The organism is Nocardioides sp. NPDC058538 (genome assembly GCF_042719275.1).
Lineage (GTDB): Bacteria > Actinomycetota > Actinomycetes > Propionibacteriales > Nocardioidaceae > Nocardioides.
In genome coordinates this window covers 25,281-41,087 of sequence record NZ_JBHXNY010000010.1, presented here as the reverse complement: position 1 = coordinate 41,087, position 15,807 = coordinate 25,281, and the positions used below count along the sequence as shown (strand labels likewise).

Here is a 15,807-nt window from a genome sequence, read left to right as displayed (position 1 = left end):
GGATTGTGACGGCCGTAGCTCGTCGGCGTACCCGATCTGACTGACCGGTCAGCTGATGGCGGCGGTGGCCTCGACCTCGATGAGTACGTCGGGGCGGAAGAGGCCGGCGACCTGCACCAGCGAGCTGGCCGGCGGGTTCGCGAGGTCGACGAACTCGTCGCGCACCGACCGGATCAGCGGCAGCTCGGTGGTGTCGACGACGAAGTAGGTCAGCTTCACCACATCCGCCCAGGCTGCGCCCGCGGCGGCCAGGGCCACGCCGAGGTTGACGAAGGTCTGCCGGGTCTGCGCCTCCCAGCCGTCGGCCACGGCGCCCTCGTCGGTGACGCCGACCTGGCCCGAGGTCACGATCAGCCGGGCGCCGGGGTCGGTGATCACCGCGTGGCTGTAGCCGGCGGGTGCGGGAAGGTCTTCGGGGGTCAGGAACTCCATCCGCTGAACGTAGACCCGACCCGGTCTCTTTGGCGACCGGTTACCGGCTGCTCAGCCGACCGGGCGGACCCAGCGGCGCCACTCGGCCTGCGACTCGTAGCCCGAGCTCTTCCACAGCGACTGCCCCAGGTCGTTGCCTTCCAGGACCATCGCGTCGATCCGGCCCGCGCCGAGCGCCACGAGGCGGGTCTCGGCGTGGTCCAGGAGGCGGCGGGCCAGCCCCCGGCGGCGTACGTCGGGGTGGACCGCGAGCCGGTAGAGGTGGGCGCGCCAGCCGTCCCACCCGGAGATCAACGAGCCGACGACCCGGCCCTCCTCGGTGACCGCGACCGTGCAGGCCTCCGGATCGCGCGCGATCAGCGACTCGACCTTCACCGCGGAGTCGGTCGGCCGCGAGTCGTTCTCGGCGGCCACCTCCCACAGCTCCAGAAGTGACGGGACGTCAGCAACAACCGCTGGGCGCAACTCGATCACGGCGGGAAGTCTCCCACGCGCTCGCTCGCCCACCGGTAGGTTGCCGCCATGTCGGACAACAGCGCACTTGCACGTAGCTATCTCCAGCTCCTCGATGCGCGGGACTGGGACGCCTTGGCGGCCGTGCTGGACGAGGACGTCGTCTACGACATGCCGCAGACCCGTGAGCTCATCATCGGGCGCGAGTCGTTTCTCGAGTTCAACCAGACCTACCCCGGCGAGTGGCACCTCACCCCGAAGATCGTGATCGCCGACGACGATCGGGCAGTGGTCTGGTTCGACTGGAGGATGGGTGACGAGTCCGGTGAGTCGCAGACGTTCCTCGAGATCGACGCCGGGCGGATCACGCGGGTCACTGACTTCTGGCCTGAGCCGTACGACCCCCCGAAGCGCGCCGTGAAGACCGAACGCTACTGACCCAGCAAGCCTGTGTCCGGGAACTCCCCGTCGTACCTCAGGATCGAAGCCTCAGCAGTCCGCGGCGCCGCGCATGGCGAAGTCGATGCTGACGGCGTGGTGGTCGGAGAGGCCGGTGGGGGTGACGTTGCCGTCGCCGGCGGAGAGCCAGGAGTTGGGGAGCAGGTAGTCGACGCGGCCGCCACCGTCGTGGCTGGAGCCCAACGAGGCGCCGGCGTCGGACAGCGTCGCCAGTGCGGCGCCCAGGACGCTGGAGCCACCGCCGGCGTTGAGGTCGCCGCCGAGGAGCTTGGCGCCGTCGTAGGCGTTCACCTTGGACATGACCGCACCGATCTGGGCCTGCCGCAGCGAGTCGGAGGTGTGGTCGAGGTGGGTGTTGAAGACGACCAGGCGCTGACCCTCGACGACGATGTTGGCCCTGAGCACGCCGCGCTGCTCCTTCCCGTCGCGGTTGGGCAGGTGGGTGTTGTCGTAGCCGTCGATGGGGTAGCGCGACAGGATCGCGGTGCCGTAGCCACCGCGATCGGTGATGTAGGCGTTGGCGCCGAAGACCGACTGCATCCCCAGGTGCGAGGCGATGATCGCCGGCTGGTCGACGTTGCCGGAGCGGCGGCGGTTCTGGTCGACCTCCTGGAGGAGCACGACGTCGGCACCAGAGGCCCGGATCACGCCGGCGATGCCGCCGAGCTCACCGGGGGAGACCCGGCCACCCTTGATGTTGAAGGTCATCACGGTCAGGTTGCGCGGGACCGCGCACGGGTCGATCTTGGGCTTCTTCGGGACCTTGTCGATCGCCGGCGGTGCGTCCAGCGTCTTGAACTTCGGCAGCGGCTCCGCCAATGCCGAGGCGGAGGCCGACGGGCTGGCCGCATCGGGTTCAGCGCTCGGCGAGGAGGAGGTGTCCGCGGAGGCCTGCCTGGAGTCGCTCAGCCGGGGTGCGAGGACGGTCAGCGCGGCGATGGCGCCGACCGTGAGGACCACCGCGAAGATCGGCAAAAGCTCCTTGAGGCGTACCGAGAACTTCCTGCTTCTGTGGTGGGTCACCGCGCGAGTCTCCCATTTTTGGTGTGCGAACCGTTACAGACCGTTCGCTTTCCATTCGCCGGATGGGTGATCGCGCCCCTGGACCGACATAATCGACCCGTGCGTCAACAGCCCGAACAGCAGGCCCCGCCGGTCCAGCGTCTCCGCATCCGCTACGCGAAGCGCGGCCGGCTCCGGTTCACCAGCCACCGCGACTTCAGCCGCGCCTTCGAGCGCGCGGTCGCCCGGGCCCGGATCCCGGTGGCCTACTCCTCGGGCTTCAACCCGCACCCGCGGATCTCCTACGCTGGTGCGGCTCCGACGGGAGCGGCGAGCGAGGCCGAGTACGTCGAGCTGGGACTGCGCGAGACGGTCGACCCTGCCGCGACCAAGGCTGCCCTGGACGAGGTCATGCCCGACGGTCTCGACCTGATCGACGTCGTGGACACCGCGACCTCGCCCAAGGGCGCGCTGGCCGACCTGCTCACGGGCAGCGAGTGGATCATCGACCTCCCGACGGCGCCGGAGGAGGCGGCTGCGGCGGTCGAGACATTCCTCGGCGCCGAGGAGGTCATCGTGTCCCGGATGACCAAGAAGGGTCTGCGGGAGTTCGATGCCCGAGGCGCGGTCGTACGCCTCGGCTCGGCGCCCCGCGAGGGTGGCTCCCGGCTGGAGCTCCTGCTCAAGCACGGCACCCCGACCGTACGCCCCGACGACGTCGTCACCGGCCTGGAGCGCATCGGCGGCCTGAAGGTCGGCCCCGAGCACGGTGGGCTGCCGCTCCTGACCCGGCTCAGCCAGGGGGTCTTCGACGAGGCTTCCGGCACGATCGGCGACCCGCTCCACTAACGTGCCTTGGGTGAGGCTCTGCCGATGAGAATGGTCACCGACCGTGAGCGCCGGGCGAGACTGGCCCGAAGGCACGGGCTCGCCCCCGACCACAGGTACGCCGACGTGGCGGCCGCGACGCAGGCGATGACCGCCTGGCACGCGACCGAGGCGGCGACCGTCCACCTCGGGCTGCATGCGCGGGTCCACGACCTCCGCATCGAGGACGTCGAGCGGGCGCTCTACGAGGAGCGCTCGCTGGTCAAGCAGCTGGCGATGCGGCGTACGCTCTTCGCCTTCCCGCGTGACCTGATCCCGGCCGCACTGGGGAGCGCCTCGGCCCGGGTGGCCGCCCAGGAGGAGAAGAACCTTTACAAGTGGCTGACTGCCGGCGGCATTCACGAGGACCAGAACGGCTGGATCGAGAAGGCGTACGCCGCGACGCTGGCCGCGCTGGCCGACGGAGAGCCGCGGACCACGACGCAGCTGCGCGAGATGGTGCCGGAGCTCGACACCCGCTTCCGGATGGGCACGCCCGGCAAGAAGTGGGGCGGAGAGTTTCCGATCGGGCGCTGGGTGATCGGCACCCTCGCCGCGCAGGGTCGGCTGATGCGGGCGACCAACCTCGGTCACTGGCGGCTGAACAAGCCTGCCTGGACGCTGACCGAGTCGTGGCTCGACGACGTGCCGGTCCCGCTCGAGTCTGCGGAGGGCTATGCCGAGCTCGTCCGCCGCTGGCTGGGGACCTTCGGTCCGGGCACCGAAGCCGACGTGGTCTGGTGGCTCGGGTCCACGAAGTCCGCCGTGAGGGCCGCGCTCGCCGCGGTCGGTGCCGTGGAGGTCGGGCTCGAGTGCGGCGGCATGGGATGGGTCCTTCCGGACGACCCGATCGCCACCTCGCCTGAGCCCGAGATCGAGCCCTGGGCCGCGCTGCTGCCCACCCTCGACCCCACCGTCATGGGCTGGAAGGAACGCGGGTTCTATCTGGACGCCGAGGATGTGGCGTACCTCTTCGACTCCAACGGCAACGCCGGCAACACCGCCTGGTGGGACGGCCGGATCGTCGGTTGCTGGGTTCAGGACGCGGACGCGACGGTGCAGGTGATCCTCCGCCACGACATCGGCGGCACGGGCCGGGCGGCCCTGGAGGTCGAGGCGGCGCGGTTGACCGCCTGGCTGGACGGTGTGGTGATCACCAACGTGTACGCCTCGCGGCAGATGAAGGACGCGCGGCTCCCCTAGGTGTGATGACCAGGCACGTTGGTCGAGATCCTGCGACGACACGGTCTGACTAGTAGATGGACGAAGGCCTCCCCGGTGTGGAGTGGAGCTGTCTAGGAACCAGTTCCGCCACCAGGAGAGGCCTTCGTGTCCCACGCTACCCACGCCAACGCTGCCCTGACCCCTCGCGCCCGGCTCAAGCTCGCGCGTCTGATCGTTGAACACGGCTGGCCGCCGGCCCGCGGGATGATCTGGCAGGTCCGTCCAGGGGCGTACGTCGTCCCGGATATCGATCTGTTGACAGGGTGTATGCGATACTCCGAGACGACTGCTCAAACAATCGGGCCCGTCCCGAGGAATGGACAGTCCGACGACGCCTCGCCGGCGTGGACCCTCCGGGGCCGCACTCCGGCACACAGGAGGTAGGGCGTCACCAGACCGCGACGCAGGCCTAGCAGGTCAGTGAGAGCGACTCGCCCGGGAAGGTCCCGGACGGCCGAGCGACCGCGGCAGGTGACGAACCGCTGCCTGTGACGCACCGCTGCGGAGGATGCCGCCGCCCTGACAAGCTTTGCGCCGCGACGCGGCTGCTACGTGGAAAAGTTCGATACTGCGCAGCGCCCGTTTCCCGGCACCTGACTATCCGGCACCTGTGAAGGTCCTGGATGAGGAGAACGACATGGCCGACGAGACCACTGTCGAGAACACCGAGAACGGCGCTGAAACGCCGCAGACTCCGGTGACCGACACCCCCACGACCGGCGCGGAAGCGACCGGCGAGACCGCCCCCGCGAAGAAGACCGCGGCGAAGAAGACCACGCGCAAGCGCACCACCAAGAAAGCCGCGGCCCCGGCCCCGACGGAGGCTGTCGAGGCTCCCGCCGACCAGAGCGCGGAGCCTGCTGCGACCACTGAGGCGGCCGAGGCCCCCGCCAAGAAGACGGCGGCGAAGAAGACGACCCGGAAGCGTACGACCAAGAAGGCTGCCGCCCCCGTGCCGGCCGAGGTCGAGACCCCCGAGGTCACCACCGCACCGGAGGCCGAGACCTCCGAGACCCCCGAGGCTCCCGCCGAGACCGTCGAGGTTCCGGCCAAGAAGACGGCGGCGAAGAAGACCACCGCCAAGCGGACCACCGCGAAGAAGACTGCCGCCAAGACGGCCGCCGCGCCCGTCGTCGAGTCCGTCGCGACCCCCGCCGAGGAGGTCGCCGACGAGAACCTCGAGGAGACCGAGGCCGAGCAGGCCGGTCCGCCGGCCCCCGCGGTGCTGTTCCAGGCGCCGACCAAGACGACCACCCGCCGGCGTACGCGCAAGACGGCGGAGCCGAAGCCTGTCGAGGAGCCCGCCGAGACGACCGGAGCGAGGTCGAGCGGCGAGCTTGCTCGTCCGCTCGCGCCGAGCGAGGGAGTAATCGCGCGAAGCGCGAAGGCGCCTGTCGAGGCGCCCGTCGAGGACGTGTCGCAGGCCACCGAGCCCGCCCCCGAGCCCGCCCCCGAGCCCGCCGCCGAGCCCGCCCCCGAGCCCGCCGCCGAGCCCGCCGCCGAGGCTGCGAAGGAGAAGGCCCCGACCCGGACCCGCAAGCGCGGCTCGCGCAACGCTGCCCCGGCCGAGGAGAAGCCCGCCGAGGAGGCGCAGCCCGAGGCAGAGGCCGAGCCTGAGACCGAGCCGGAGTCCGGCACCGAGTCCGACGACAGCTCGGCCGACGACGGTGAGGGCGGCGGCAACGGCCGTCGTCGCCGCCGCCGTGGCGGCCGTCGCCGTCGCAAGGGAGCCAACGGCGACGCCGACGGCTCCGACGCGTCCGAGACCGAGGACAGTTCCGAGGACGCCGAGGCCGAGAGCGACGACGCCGGCAAGGATGCCGACGCCGACCAGGGCGAGGGCAGCACCTCCTCGCGCCGTCGCCGTCGCCGCCGCCGGGCCGGCGAGGCCTCGGGCGACGCCGCCTCCGGGGACGACCCGGAGAACACCGTCACCAAGGTTCGCCAGAGCCGCACCGGTGATGACCAGATCACCGCGCTGGCGGGCTCGACCCGCCTGGAGGCCAAGAAGCAGCGCCGCCGCGAGGGCCGCGAGGCCGGTCGTCGTCGCGCCCCGATCGTGAGCGAGGCCGAGTTCCTGGCCCGCCGTGAGTCGGTCGACCGGGTCATGGTGATCCGTGAGCGCGAGGACCTCACCCAGATCGCGGTGCTCGAAGACAAGGTGCTCGTGGAGCACTACGTCGCCCGCGAGAGCCAGACCAGCCTGATCGGCAACGTCTACCTGGGCCGTGTCCAGAACGTGCTGCCGAGCATGGAGGCCGCGTTCATCGACATCGGCAAGGGCCGCAACGCCGTGCTCTACGCCGGTGAGGTCAACTGGGCCTCGCTCGGCTGGAAGGAGGGTCAGCCCCGCAAGATCGAGTCGGTACTGACCTCCGGCCAGAAGGTGCTCGTCCAGGTGACGAAGGACCCGATCGGCCACAAGGGCGCCCGCCTGACCTCGCAGATCTCGCTGGCCGGCCGCTTCCTGGTCTACGTGCCCGACGGCACCACCTCCGGCATCTCCCGCAAGCTGCCCGACACCGAGCGCAACCGCCTCAAGACCCTCCTGAAGGAGATCGTCCCCGACACGGCCGGCGTGATCGTACGCACCGCTGCCGAGGGCGCCGCCGAGGACGAGCTCACGCGTGACGTCGAGCGGCTCAAGGCGCGCTGGGAGGACATCGAGAAGAAGGCCAACGGCAACGCCCCGCAGCTGCTCTACGGCGAGCCCGACCTGACCCTCAAGGTCGTCCGTGACCTGTTCACCGAGGACTTCGCCAAGCTGGTCATCTCCGGTGACTCGTCGTGGGAGACCGTCAAGGACTACGTCCAGTCGGTGGCCCCCGACCTCGAGGAGCGGGTGGAGAAGTATGACGGCGAGGCCGACGCCTTCGCCGCGTACCGCATCGACGAGCAGATCGCGAAGGGTCTGGACCGCAAGGTCTGGCTGCCCTCGGGTGGCTCGCTGATCATCGACCGCACCGAGGCGATGACCGTCGTCGACGTCAACACCGGCAAGTTCACCGGCTCCGGGGGCAACCTGGAGGAGACGGTCACCAAGAACAACCTCGAAGCGGCCGAGGAGATGGTGCGCCAGCTCCGGCTGCGCGACATCGGCGGCATCATCGTCGTCGACTTCATCGACATGGTCCTCGAGTCCAACCGTGACCTGGTGCTTCGTCGCCTGGTCGAGTGCCTGGGCCGCGACCGGACCCGTCACCAGGTCGCCGAGGTCACCTCGCTCGGCCTGATCCAGATGACCCGTAAGCGGATCGGCACCGGCCTGCTCGAGGCCTTCTCCGAGAACTGCGATGCCTGCGGCGGTCGTGGCCTCGTGATCCACGAGCACCCGGTCGAGGCCGGCAAGTCCTCCGGTGTCGCGCCCGACGAGCCGCGCTCGCGCCGTCGTGGCGGTCGCGGTGGCCGCGGCAAGGGCAAGGACGAGATCGGCACCGAGCACCGCGCCGAGCCCGTCGAGGAGTCCGCCAAGACGCCCACGCCCGCCGAGTTCGCCGCGATGGCCGGACAGAGCGACAGCGTGGAGAAGGCCGACGAGCCGGTTGCTCAGGTCGAGCCTGTCGAGACCCCTGCCGAGCCCGCCGAGGCTACCAAGGTCACCACCCGCACGCGTTCGCGTCGGTCCAAGGCGTCGGCCCCGGTGGCCGAGCCGGTCGAGACCCCCGCGGAGCCCACGGTCGCCGAGCCTGTCGAGGCCGCGTCCGAGGCGGCGCCGGTCGAGGCTCCCAAGGTCACGACCCGCACCCGCTCGCGCCGCTCCAAGGCGTCGACCCCGTCGACCGAGCCGGTCACGACCCCTGCCGAGGCCCCGGCCGCCGAGACCCCGGCTGAGCCGCAGACCCCGGCCGAGCCGGAGGCCCCGAAGGTCACCACGCGTACGCGGACCCGCCGTACCGCCACGACCGGCCGTCCGGTCCTGGCCGCGGTCGTCGGCAGCTCGACCGAGTCGAAGCCGGAGCCGGTTGCCACTGAGCCGGTTGCGGCGGAGCCGGTCGCCGAGGAGGAGCCCGCTCCCGTGGCCCCGACCGAGCCCGAGGCGACCCAGCCCGAGGCGACCCAGCCCGAGGCGACCCAGCCCGAGACGAAGCCGGAGCCGATCGTGGCCGAGCCGGTTGCGGCCGAGCCGGTCGACTCCAAGCCCAAGGTGGTCACCCGGCAGCGCCGCGGCGCCCGTCGCGAGGTCGTGAGCACCGGCGAGGGCGCGGTGATGACCGCGACCAAGTCCGAGGCGCCCATCGTCAGCAACGGCACCGCCTCGACCCCGGCGCCGAAGGTCGTGACCCGCACCCGCGGTGGCGCCAGCCGCGACACCACGCCGTCCCAGGACAGCTGACGTACGTCCCAGGAGCCCCGGCAACCGCACCAGCGGTGGCCGGGGCTCCGGCGTTCCCGCCCGCGACTACCGGGCCGGCGAGGCCGGGGCGGAGCGCCGAATGCCAGGGGTGAGACCGATGGTGACCAGCAACGAGGCCACGGCCAGGAGCCCCATGGCATGGCCGGGGGACACGTGCGTGGCGATCGCGCCGCCGATGCCGGCGCCCATGGCTTGGCCGATCATCATGCCCTGGCCCTGGAGGCCGAGCGCTTGGCCCTGGATGTCGTCGGTGGTGTGGGTGATGAGGCGCTCCTGCAGCGGGAGCGACGCGGCGTAGCCGACCGAGGCGAGGAGCACCGCGCACACCGCGACCGGGGCAGGCGGGGAGAGCCAGAAGACGAGGAAGGGCGCGGCCAGGAGATAGCGCAGCGGGCCGATCAGACGATCGCGCTGGTGGATCGTCAGGAAGCGGCCGGCGCCCAGGTCGCCGATCATCATCCCGGCCGCCCCGGCGGCGAAGAGATAGCCCGCGAGCGCACCGTGACCGTAGGGAACGAAGAGCGCCTCGCAGCCGACGATCAGCCCGTTCGGCACCCACCCGGCGAGGTAGAGCGGCCGGGTGATCCGCGAGCCGAGGAGCAGCCGGTTGATCCGGCGGGTCCTGGCGACGACCCCCTCCGACGTACGTCCCGGGGCCGACCGGTCCTTGATGCCGAACCGCATCGTCAGCAGGCTGAGCAGGTTGACGATCGCCGCGACCACGAACAGCATCTGGGGCGAGAGCCACAGCAGCGCGACGCCGCCGAGGCCGTATCCGACGACCTGCATCCCGCCGACGGCGAGGTTCAGCGTCGAACGGCCCAGGGCGTAGGACTCGCCGGACATGATGTCCCGCAGCACGACCCACTGCGTGCCGGCGAGCATGGCATTCACCGCGTAGGGGATGGCCAGGAGCGCGAACCGTGCCTGCCACGGCATCCCCGGCACCGCCTGCAGGGTGTTGGCCACCAGCGGCCCGGCCATCTGCAGCATCAGCCCGGTGCGGGGTCGCAAGGTGTCGGAGAGCCCGAGAAACAGCTGTGAGACGACCAGCGAGACCAGCGGCCCGCCGAACATGGACAGCGCGCTGAGCAGGGCCGATCCCGTGGTCTCGTACATGATCGTCCCCAGGGCCAGCGACGAGGCAGCCACCGAGATCATCACCAGGCAGCGGTTGGCGAAGAGGACCCGGAACTCCGGGATCGAGAAGAGCTGCCCGTATGTCGTCGGTGCGGGCTGCGCGGAAGTGCTCGTCATGTTGTGAAGTCTGGGACGGTTGAGACCCTGATGGATAATGATTCGCACACACGCGAAAGGTCGTGGCAATGGGAACTTGGATCATCCCGGCAGATCTGCTGGCCGAGAGCCGGTTCGTGGTCTCCCCGCTCCATGAGACGGTGGCCGCGCTGACCGTCCTCAGCCGTCCCGACGCCAACGGTACCCCGTGGCAGCGATCCTTCCGCGCCTCCTACCTCGAGGCGTACCGGGACCTACTGGCCTCCGACCCGATGCTGAAGGCGCTCGACGCCACGATGTGGCGGCCTCGCCGCGGCGACAAGCCCGGATGGATGGCCGACTTCCTCACCCCGCCCCCGCTCGGTGACGGGGCCACCTTCGAGGACGAGCTCGCCCAGCTCCTCGCGTGGGAGGAGCCGCGCATGCGCGCCGAGCTCCGCGAGATCGCCGGCGACCTCCCGGTCGCCGCGGAGCGACCTGGGATCCGCGACGCCGCGACCGAGCTGCTCCGCTGGATCTGGACCGCGACCGTCCAGGCCGACTGGCCGCGTCGACGACGCGTGCTGGAGGCCGACATCGTGTCCCGCGCCAGTCAGCTCGCCAGCGAGGGCTGGGCCGGCGTCTTCGACACGCTCGGCACGAAGCAGAAGAAGTGGCTCGGTGACGGGGTCCTCCAGGTCAACGGCTACGACCTGCCCACCCGCGACCTCTCCGACGCCCACGAGCTCCGCTTCGTACCGGTCCACAGCGACGGCTCATGGCTGGCCTGGGACCTGCCGCGGCGCTACGCCGTCATCTACCCGGTCTCGGGGGCGCTCGCTGGAACCGGCAGCGATGGCGCCGACCCCGTCCGGGCCCTGGCCCGGCTGATCGGCGCCAACCGCGCCGGCGTGCTCGCCCTCCTCGACTTGCCACGCTCCACGACGCAGCTCGCGGCACTCACCCAGCTGCCCGTCGGCTCCGTCGGCAACCACTTGCGTGTGCTCCTCGATGCCGGGGTGGTGATGCGCCGCCGCGCGGGCCGTGAGGTGCTCTACTGGCGTACGGCACTGGGCGAGGAGCTGGCCGGCTCCGCTCTGCCGTCGGACACGAGACCTGAGTGAGCGCGTGCGAGAGCGACGGGACTACGGCCCCCAGGTCTCGAGGGTCTTGCGTGCCCCCACGGAGTGCAGGGACGCCAGCGCCTCGGCGTACGGCTCGGTGAACTCAGGGGAGTCGACGAGGTCGCCGAAGAGGTCGGGGTCGCGGAGGAAGGCGAGCGGGTCCTCGCGCTGCGCGATCGCGCGGGCCGTCACATCGGCCCGGCGCCGGTCGACGATGTCGATCGGCGCGCCCTGCTCGTCGACGCCCTCGGCGTAGCGGGCCCAGGAGGCGACGACGAGCGCCGACCGGCGCACGGAGCCGCCCGAGGCGAGCTGGGCCGAGATGACGGGTACGAGCCACTTGGGGATCCGGTCGGAGCTCTCCGCGCACAGCCGCGCCAGGGTGTCGCGGATGTAGGGGTTGGCGAAGCGCGAGATCAGCTCCCGCTGGTAGCCCGGCAGGTCCACGCCGGGCACCTGCGGCAGGGTCGGGGTGCCTTCCTGCGACATGTAGCCGAGCAGGAAGTCGACGAACAGCGGGTCGGTGCAGACCTCGTGGGCGTAGCGGTAGCCGGAGAGATAGCCGAGGTAGCACAGGGCCTGGTGGCTGGCGTTGAGGAGCCGCAGCTTCATCAGCTCGTACGGCTCCACATCCGGCACCATCTCGACCCCGGCCCGCTCGAACGGCGGTCGCCCCTGGGGGAAGTGATCCTCGAGCACCCACTGGGAGAAAGGCTCGCTGACCACCGGCCAGGTGTCCCCGATCCCGAATCGCCAGCCGACCTCCTCGACGTCGGCGTCGGTGGTGGCTGGGGTGATCCGGTCCACCATCGAGCTCGGGAAGGCCACCTCGGACCCGATCCAGTCACCCAGGGCCGGGTCGCGCAACGACGCGAACGCCGACAGCATCGCCCGGGCGACCTCCCCGTTGCCGGCGATGTTGTCGCAGGACATGACCGTGAACGGTGCGACACCGACGGCCCGACGGCGAGCCAGCGCCTCCACGACGTAGCCGAACGCCGTCGAGGGCACCGCACCCGGCCGCAGGTCCTCCTGGATGGCGGGGTCGGAGGCGTCGAAGCCACCGGTCGCCTGGTTGACGTGATAGCCGCCCTCGGTGATGGTCAGCGACACGATCCGGATCCGCGGGTCGGTGAGCAGCGCCAGCACGTCCGTGGGGGAGTCGGGGGCGAAGAGGTAGTCGATGATGGAGCCGATCACCCGCCCCCGCACGCCGCCGTCCGGCGCCCGCTCGACGAGCGTGTAGAGATGGTCCTGCGCGGCGAGAGCATCCCGCATGCGTACGTCCTGAGGCATCAGCCCCACCCCGACGATGCCCCAGTCGCGGACACCCGAGGCGAGCAGATCGTCGACGTAGCGCGCCTGGTGGGCGCGGTGGAAGCCACCGACCCCGAGATGCACGATCCCGGGGGCGACGGCGGAGCGGTCGTAGGCGGGGACGGCGACGGCCGCAGACAGCTCGCCGAGCCGGGCCGTCGTGAGTCGGGGATACGTCATTTGACCGCCCCGAGGGAGAGTCCCTGCACCAGCTTGTCCTGAGCCGCGAACCCGGCGATGAGCACGGGCAGCGAGATCAGTGTCGCCCCGGCGGCCAGCTCGGCGAGGTAGGCGTGCTCGGTCTGGATCAGGGTGTTCACGTAGACCGGTCCGGTCTGGGCGGCGACGCTGGTGAGCACCTTGGCGTAGAGCTGCTCGTTCCAGGCGAAGATGAAGCAGATCAGCGAGGTGGCCGCGACGCCGGGCATGGCGATCGGGGCCACGATGCGGGTCAGGATGCGGAACGTGCTGGCGCCGTCGATCGATGCCGCCTCGATGATCGCGGGTGGCACCTCGACCAGGAACGAGCGCATCATCCAGACCGCGATCGGCAGGTTCATCGCGGTGTAGATCAGGATCAGGATGATCACGTTGTCGGGCATGTTGATGACCTTCGTCGTGAACAGGTAGAGCGGCAGGATCCCCGCGACCATCGGCAGCATCTTGGTCGAGAGGAAGAAGAACATCACGTCCGACCACTTCCTCACCGGCCTGATCGCCAGGGCGTACGCGGCGGGGATGGCCAGAGCGAGCACGAGCAGCGTCGAGATCACGCTGGTGATCACCGAGTTGATCAGTGCCGGGGTGATCGGGTTCGCCGAGGTGAACAGGCCCGCGTAGTTGTCCAGGGTCAGCGGCGCACCCCAGCTCGGCGGGTACGTCTGGGCGTCCTGCGGTGCGTGCAGCGAGGTCAGGACCATGTAGAGGATCGGGATCACGAAGATGATGCCGACCAGCCACGCTGCGATCGGGATGACGATCTTCGCCACCCGTCGCCGGTTCCATGCGTTCATCGGCTTGCCTCCTCGTCGGTCAGCAGGGACGACACGACGCGCAGCGCGAAGGTCGCGATGATCAGTGAGCCGATGACCACGACGACGCCCAGCGCGGAGGCGACCCCGTAGTCCTTGGCCGAGTAGAACGTCTCGTAGACGGCGTACGGGATGTTGGTGGAGTTCAGCCCACCGGTCATGCCCAGGACCGAGTCGAAGTTCTGGACGACGAAGATCGTGCCGAGCACGATCGAGAGCTCGAGATAGCGGCGTACGTGGGGGAGCGTCATGTGCACGAACGTCTGCCACCCGCTGCAGCCGTCGATGCTCGCCGCCTCCAGCACCTCAGGATCCTGCGACTGCAGGCCGGCGAGCAGGATCAGCATCATGAACGGCGTCCACTGCCAGATCAGCTCGATCTCGATGGCGAGCTTCGGATGGTCGGTGAGGAACGCGATGTCCTGGGCACCCGGCACCCCGAGCTGACCGAGCACACCGTCGACCAGGCCGAACCCGGTCATCAGGATGCCGTTGCCCCAGAAGACCGCGGCCGCGATGGGCACGATCAGGAACGGCGCGATCATCATCGTGCGCACCAGACCGCGACCGATGAAGGCGTGGTTGAGCAGCAGCGCGATCCCGAGGGCGAGCACGGCGCTGACCCCGACGACGACCACGGTCATCTCGATCGTGTTCAGGACGGCCGTACGGTAGGCCGGCGTCGTGAACACGGTCTTGAAGTTGTCGAAGCCGGCGAAGCTGCGCCCCTCTGCGTCGGGCTGGGCGCTCCAGTTCATGAACGACATCACCAGCGTCGCCACGAACGGCAGCTGCGTCACCACGATCAGGAAGATCAGCGCGGGCAGCAGCGGCGCGCGCAGCTTCCACGACTCCCGGCCCCATTTCTTGTACGCCGCGGGCGGCCGGGTCGCCGTCGGTTCGGTCGATTCGCGGAGTGGTGCGGTCACGGTGGCCATCACTGCTTCTCCTTCTGGACGTCGCCGTACGCCTGGGCGAGCGACTGACAGCGGTCGAGTGCCGCGTCGGTGGTCTTCGAGCCCGAGATGGCGCTGCTGAGCTGCTTGGCGCACTCGGTGCCGAAGTCGGTGAAGCTCGGAACCCCGACGAACTGGATGCCGTTGTAGGGCCGCTTCTGGACGCCGGGGTTGTCGGCCTGCGCGTTCTTGATCGCGTTCATGGTCGGGGTCGCGAAGGAACCGGCCACCTCGAGGTACTCAGGGTCCGCATAGGTCGAGGCCCGCTTGCCCGCGGGAACGTTGGTCGGCCCGCCGGTGTCGTTCTCGGTGTCGGCCATCACCAGTTGCTCGTACTCCTTGCTGGAGGCCCAGGCGACGAACTTCTTGGCGTCCTCCTGGTGCCGCGACGCCTTCTGGATCGCCCACGCCCAGGTGTAGAGCCAGCCGGCGTTCTCGGTCTGGTCGTGCGGGGCGGCGACGTAGCCGACCTTGCCCTTGACCGGCGAGTCCTCGGCCTCGAGCGACCCGGCACCGGAGGTGGCGTCGTACCACATCGCGACCTTGCCCTGCTGCATGGCGTTGAGGCACTGCGGGAAGCTGAAGGTCGCGGCGCCGGCCTCGCCGTGCTCGCGGACCAGGTCGACATAGAAGTTGGCGGCCTTCTTGAAGCCGCCCTTGTTGACCTGGGCGTTCCAGTCCTCGTCGAACCAGGTGCCGCCCATGGTGTTGACCACCGTCGTGATCGAAGCGAGGTTGTCGCCCCAGCCGGCCAGGCCACGCAGGCAGATGCCGCGCATGTCGGCCTCGGCCTCGTTGATCTGGGCGGCGAAGCCGGCGACCTGCTCCCAGGTCGGGTTGGGCGGCATCTCGATGCCGTGCTTCTCGAACAGGTCCTTGCGGTACATCAGGAACGAGGACTCGCCGTAGAAGGGCTGGCCGTAGACCTTGCCGTTGGCCGAGAGCGCCTCCGTCATCGGCGGCAGGATGTCGTCCTGGTCGAACTCCGGATCGTTCGCGATGCTCTCCATGTCCGAGATCCAGCCGGCCTCGGCGTAGTAGGGGATCTCGAAGTTGGACAGCGTCGCCACGTCATAGATCCCGGACTGGTTGGCGAACTCGGTGCTCGCGGTGTCGCGCATGTCCTGCTCGACCTTGACCACGAAGTTCACCTCGATCCCGGTCTCCTCGGTGAAGTGCTCCGCGGTGAGCTCCTGGAGCTCGAGCATCTGGGGGTTGTTGACCATCAGCACCGTGATGCTGTGCTCACCCGCGCTCGTCCCGCCGGCGCCCAGTCCGCCGGTCCCGCATGCCGTCAACAACACGGTGGTCAATGAGAGCGCTGTCAGCGCTGCGGAGGTCCGTCTCCGTACCCGCATCGATCTGCCTCCTCG

At 70.0% G+C, this 15,807-nt stretch carries 13 protein-coding genes; 5 read left to right on the top strand and 8 right to left on the bottom strand.

All coding sequences use genetic code 11. From position 1 onward, the window contains the following. Nucleotides 1-48: 48 nt before the first annotated feature. Together ACFWQC_RS11500 and ACFWQC_RS11495 are read right to left on the bottom strand one after the other, a co-directional pair. Nucleotides 49-432: a RidA family protein gene (locus ACFWQC_RS11500; RefSeq protein WP_378677356.1), complete on the bottom strand. Its 384-nt coding sequence runs from the start codon at nucleotides 430-432 to the stop codon at nucleotides 49-51. A gap of 51 nt (nucleotides 433-483) precedes the next feature. Further along, complete coding sequence (locus ACFWQC_RS11495) at nucleotides 484-906, bottom strand: GNAT family N-acetyltransferase (RefSeq protein ID WP_378677353.1); 423 nt, start codon at nucleotides 904-906, stop codon at nucleotides 484-486. Between the two features lie 48 nt (nucleotides 907-954). Here ACFWQC_RS11495 and ACFWQC_RS11490 point away from each other — a divergent pair, with 48 nt between their 5' ends. Further along, nucleotides 955-1,323, top strand: coding sequence for a nuclear transport factor 2 family protein (locus ACFWQC_RS11490; protein WP_378677350.1), 369 nt, complete (start codon nucleotides 955-957; stop codon nucleotides 1,321-1,323). 51 nt (nucleotides 1,324-1,374) lie between these two features. Here ACFWQC_RS11490 and ACFWQC_RS11485 read toward each other — a convergent pair whose 3' ends face one another. Further along, entirely contained in the window at nucleotides 1,375-2,367 is a 993-nt protein-coding gene (locus ACFWQC_RS11485) for an endonuclease/exonuclease/phosphatase family protein (protein WP_378677347.1), read from the bottom strand. Nucleotides 2,368-2,466: 99 nt separating this feature from the next. Between ACFWQC_RS11485 and ACFWQC_RS11480 the strand changes: the two genes are divergently transcribed. The 3 genes from ACFWQC_RS11480 (at nucleotide 2,467) to ACFWQC_RS11470 (ending at nucleotide 8,770) form a co-directional block, all read left to right on the top strand. After that, nucleotides 2,467-3,195 (top strand): TIGR03936 family radical SAM-associated protein, encoded by a 729-nt coding sequence (locus ACFWQC_RS11480; RefSeq protein ID WP_378677344.1) that lies wholly within the window; start codon nucleotides 2,467-2,469, stop codon nucleotides 3,193-3,195. Nucleotides 3,196-3,219: 24 nt separating this feature from the next. Continuing rightward, the gene (locus ACFWQC_RS11475) at nucleotides 3,220-4,416 is read left to right on the top strand and encodes a winged helix DNA-binding domain-containing protein (RefSeq protein WP_378677341.1); all 1,197 of its coding nucleotides are present in this window, start codon (nucleotides 3,220-3,222) and stop codon (nucleotides 4,414-4,416) included. 658 nt (nucleotides 4,417-5,074) lie between these two features. After that, nucleotides 5,075-8,770, top strand: coding sequence for an Rne/Rng family ribonuclease (locus ACFWQC_RS11470; RefSeq protein ID WP_378677338.1), 3,696 nt, complete (start codon nucleotides 5,075-5,077; stop codon nucleotides 8,768-8,770). Nucleotides 8,771-8,836: 66 nt separating this feature from the next. On the opposite strand, the gene ACFWQC_RS11465 is transcribed toward ACFWQC_RS11470, so the two are convergent. Continuing rightward, a complete protein-coding gene (locus tag ACFWQC_RS11465) occupies nucleotides 8,837-10,048 on the bottom strand; it encodes a hypothetical protein (RefSeq protein ID WP_378677335.1) in 1,212 nt (403 codons plus the stop codon). A gap of 68 nt (nucleotides 10,049-10,116) precedes the next feature. Between ACFWQC_RS11465 and ACFWQC_RS11460 the strand changes: the two genes are divergently transcribed. Continuing rightward, nucleotides 10,117-11,130, top strand: coding sequence for a helix-turn-helix domain-containing protein (locus ACFWQC_RS11460; RefSeq protein WP_378677332.1), 1,014 nt, complete (start codon nucleotides 10,117-10,119; stop codon nucleotides 11,128-11,130). Between the two features lie 21 nt (nucleotides 11,131-11,151). Here the strand turns inward: ACFWQC_RS11460 and ACFWQC_RS11455 are convergent, their stop codons facing one another. From ACFWQC_RS11455 to ACFWQC_RS11440, 4 genes are read right to left on the bottom strand one after another with little or no spacing between them, the layout of a single operon-like run. After that, nucleotides 11,152-12,627 (bottom strand): mannitol dehydrogenase family protein, encoded by a 1,476-nt coding sequence (locus ACFWQC_RS11455; protein WP_378677329.1) that lies wholly within the window; start codon nucleotides 12,625-12,627, stop codon nucleotides 11,152-11,154. Further along, complete coding sequence (locus ACFWQC_RS11450; protein WP_378677326.1) at nucleotides 12,624-13,460, bottom strand: carbohydrate ABC transporter permease; 837 nt, start codon at nucleotides 13,458-13,460, stop codon at nucleotides 12,624-12,626. The genes ACFWQC_RS11455 and ACFWQC_RS11450 overlap by 4 nt, the downstream gene beginning before the upstream one ends. Beyond that, nucleotides 13,457-14,416: a carbohydrate ABC transporter permease gene (locus ACFWQC_RS11445; RefSeq protein WP_378677323.1), complete on the bottom strand. Its 960-nt coding sequence runs from the start codon at nucleotides 14,414-14,416 to the stop codon at nucleotides 13,457-13,459. Before ACFWQC_RS11445 ends, ACFWQC_RS11450 begins: the two co-directional genes overlap by 4 nt. Further along, a complete protein-coding gene (locus ACFWQC_RS11440) occupies nucleotides 14,416-15,738 on the bottom strand; it encodes an ABC transporter substrate-binding protein (RefSeq protein WP_378677320.1) in 1,323 nt (440 codons plus the stop codon). The genes ACFWQC_RS11445 and ACFWQC_RS11440 overlap by 1 nt, the downstream gene beginning before the upstream one ends. Nucleotides 15,739-15,807: the final 69 nt, after the last annotated feature.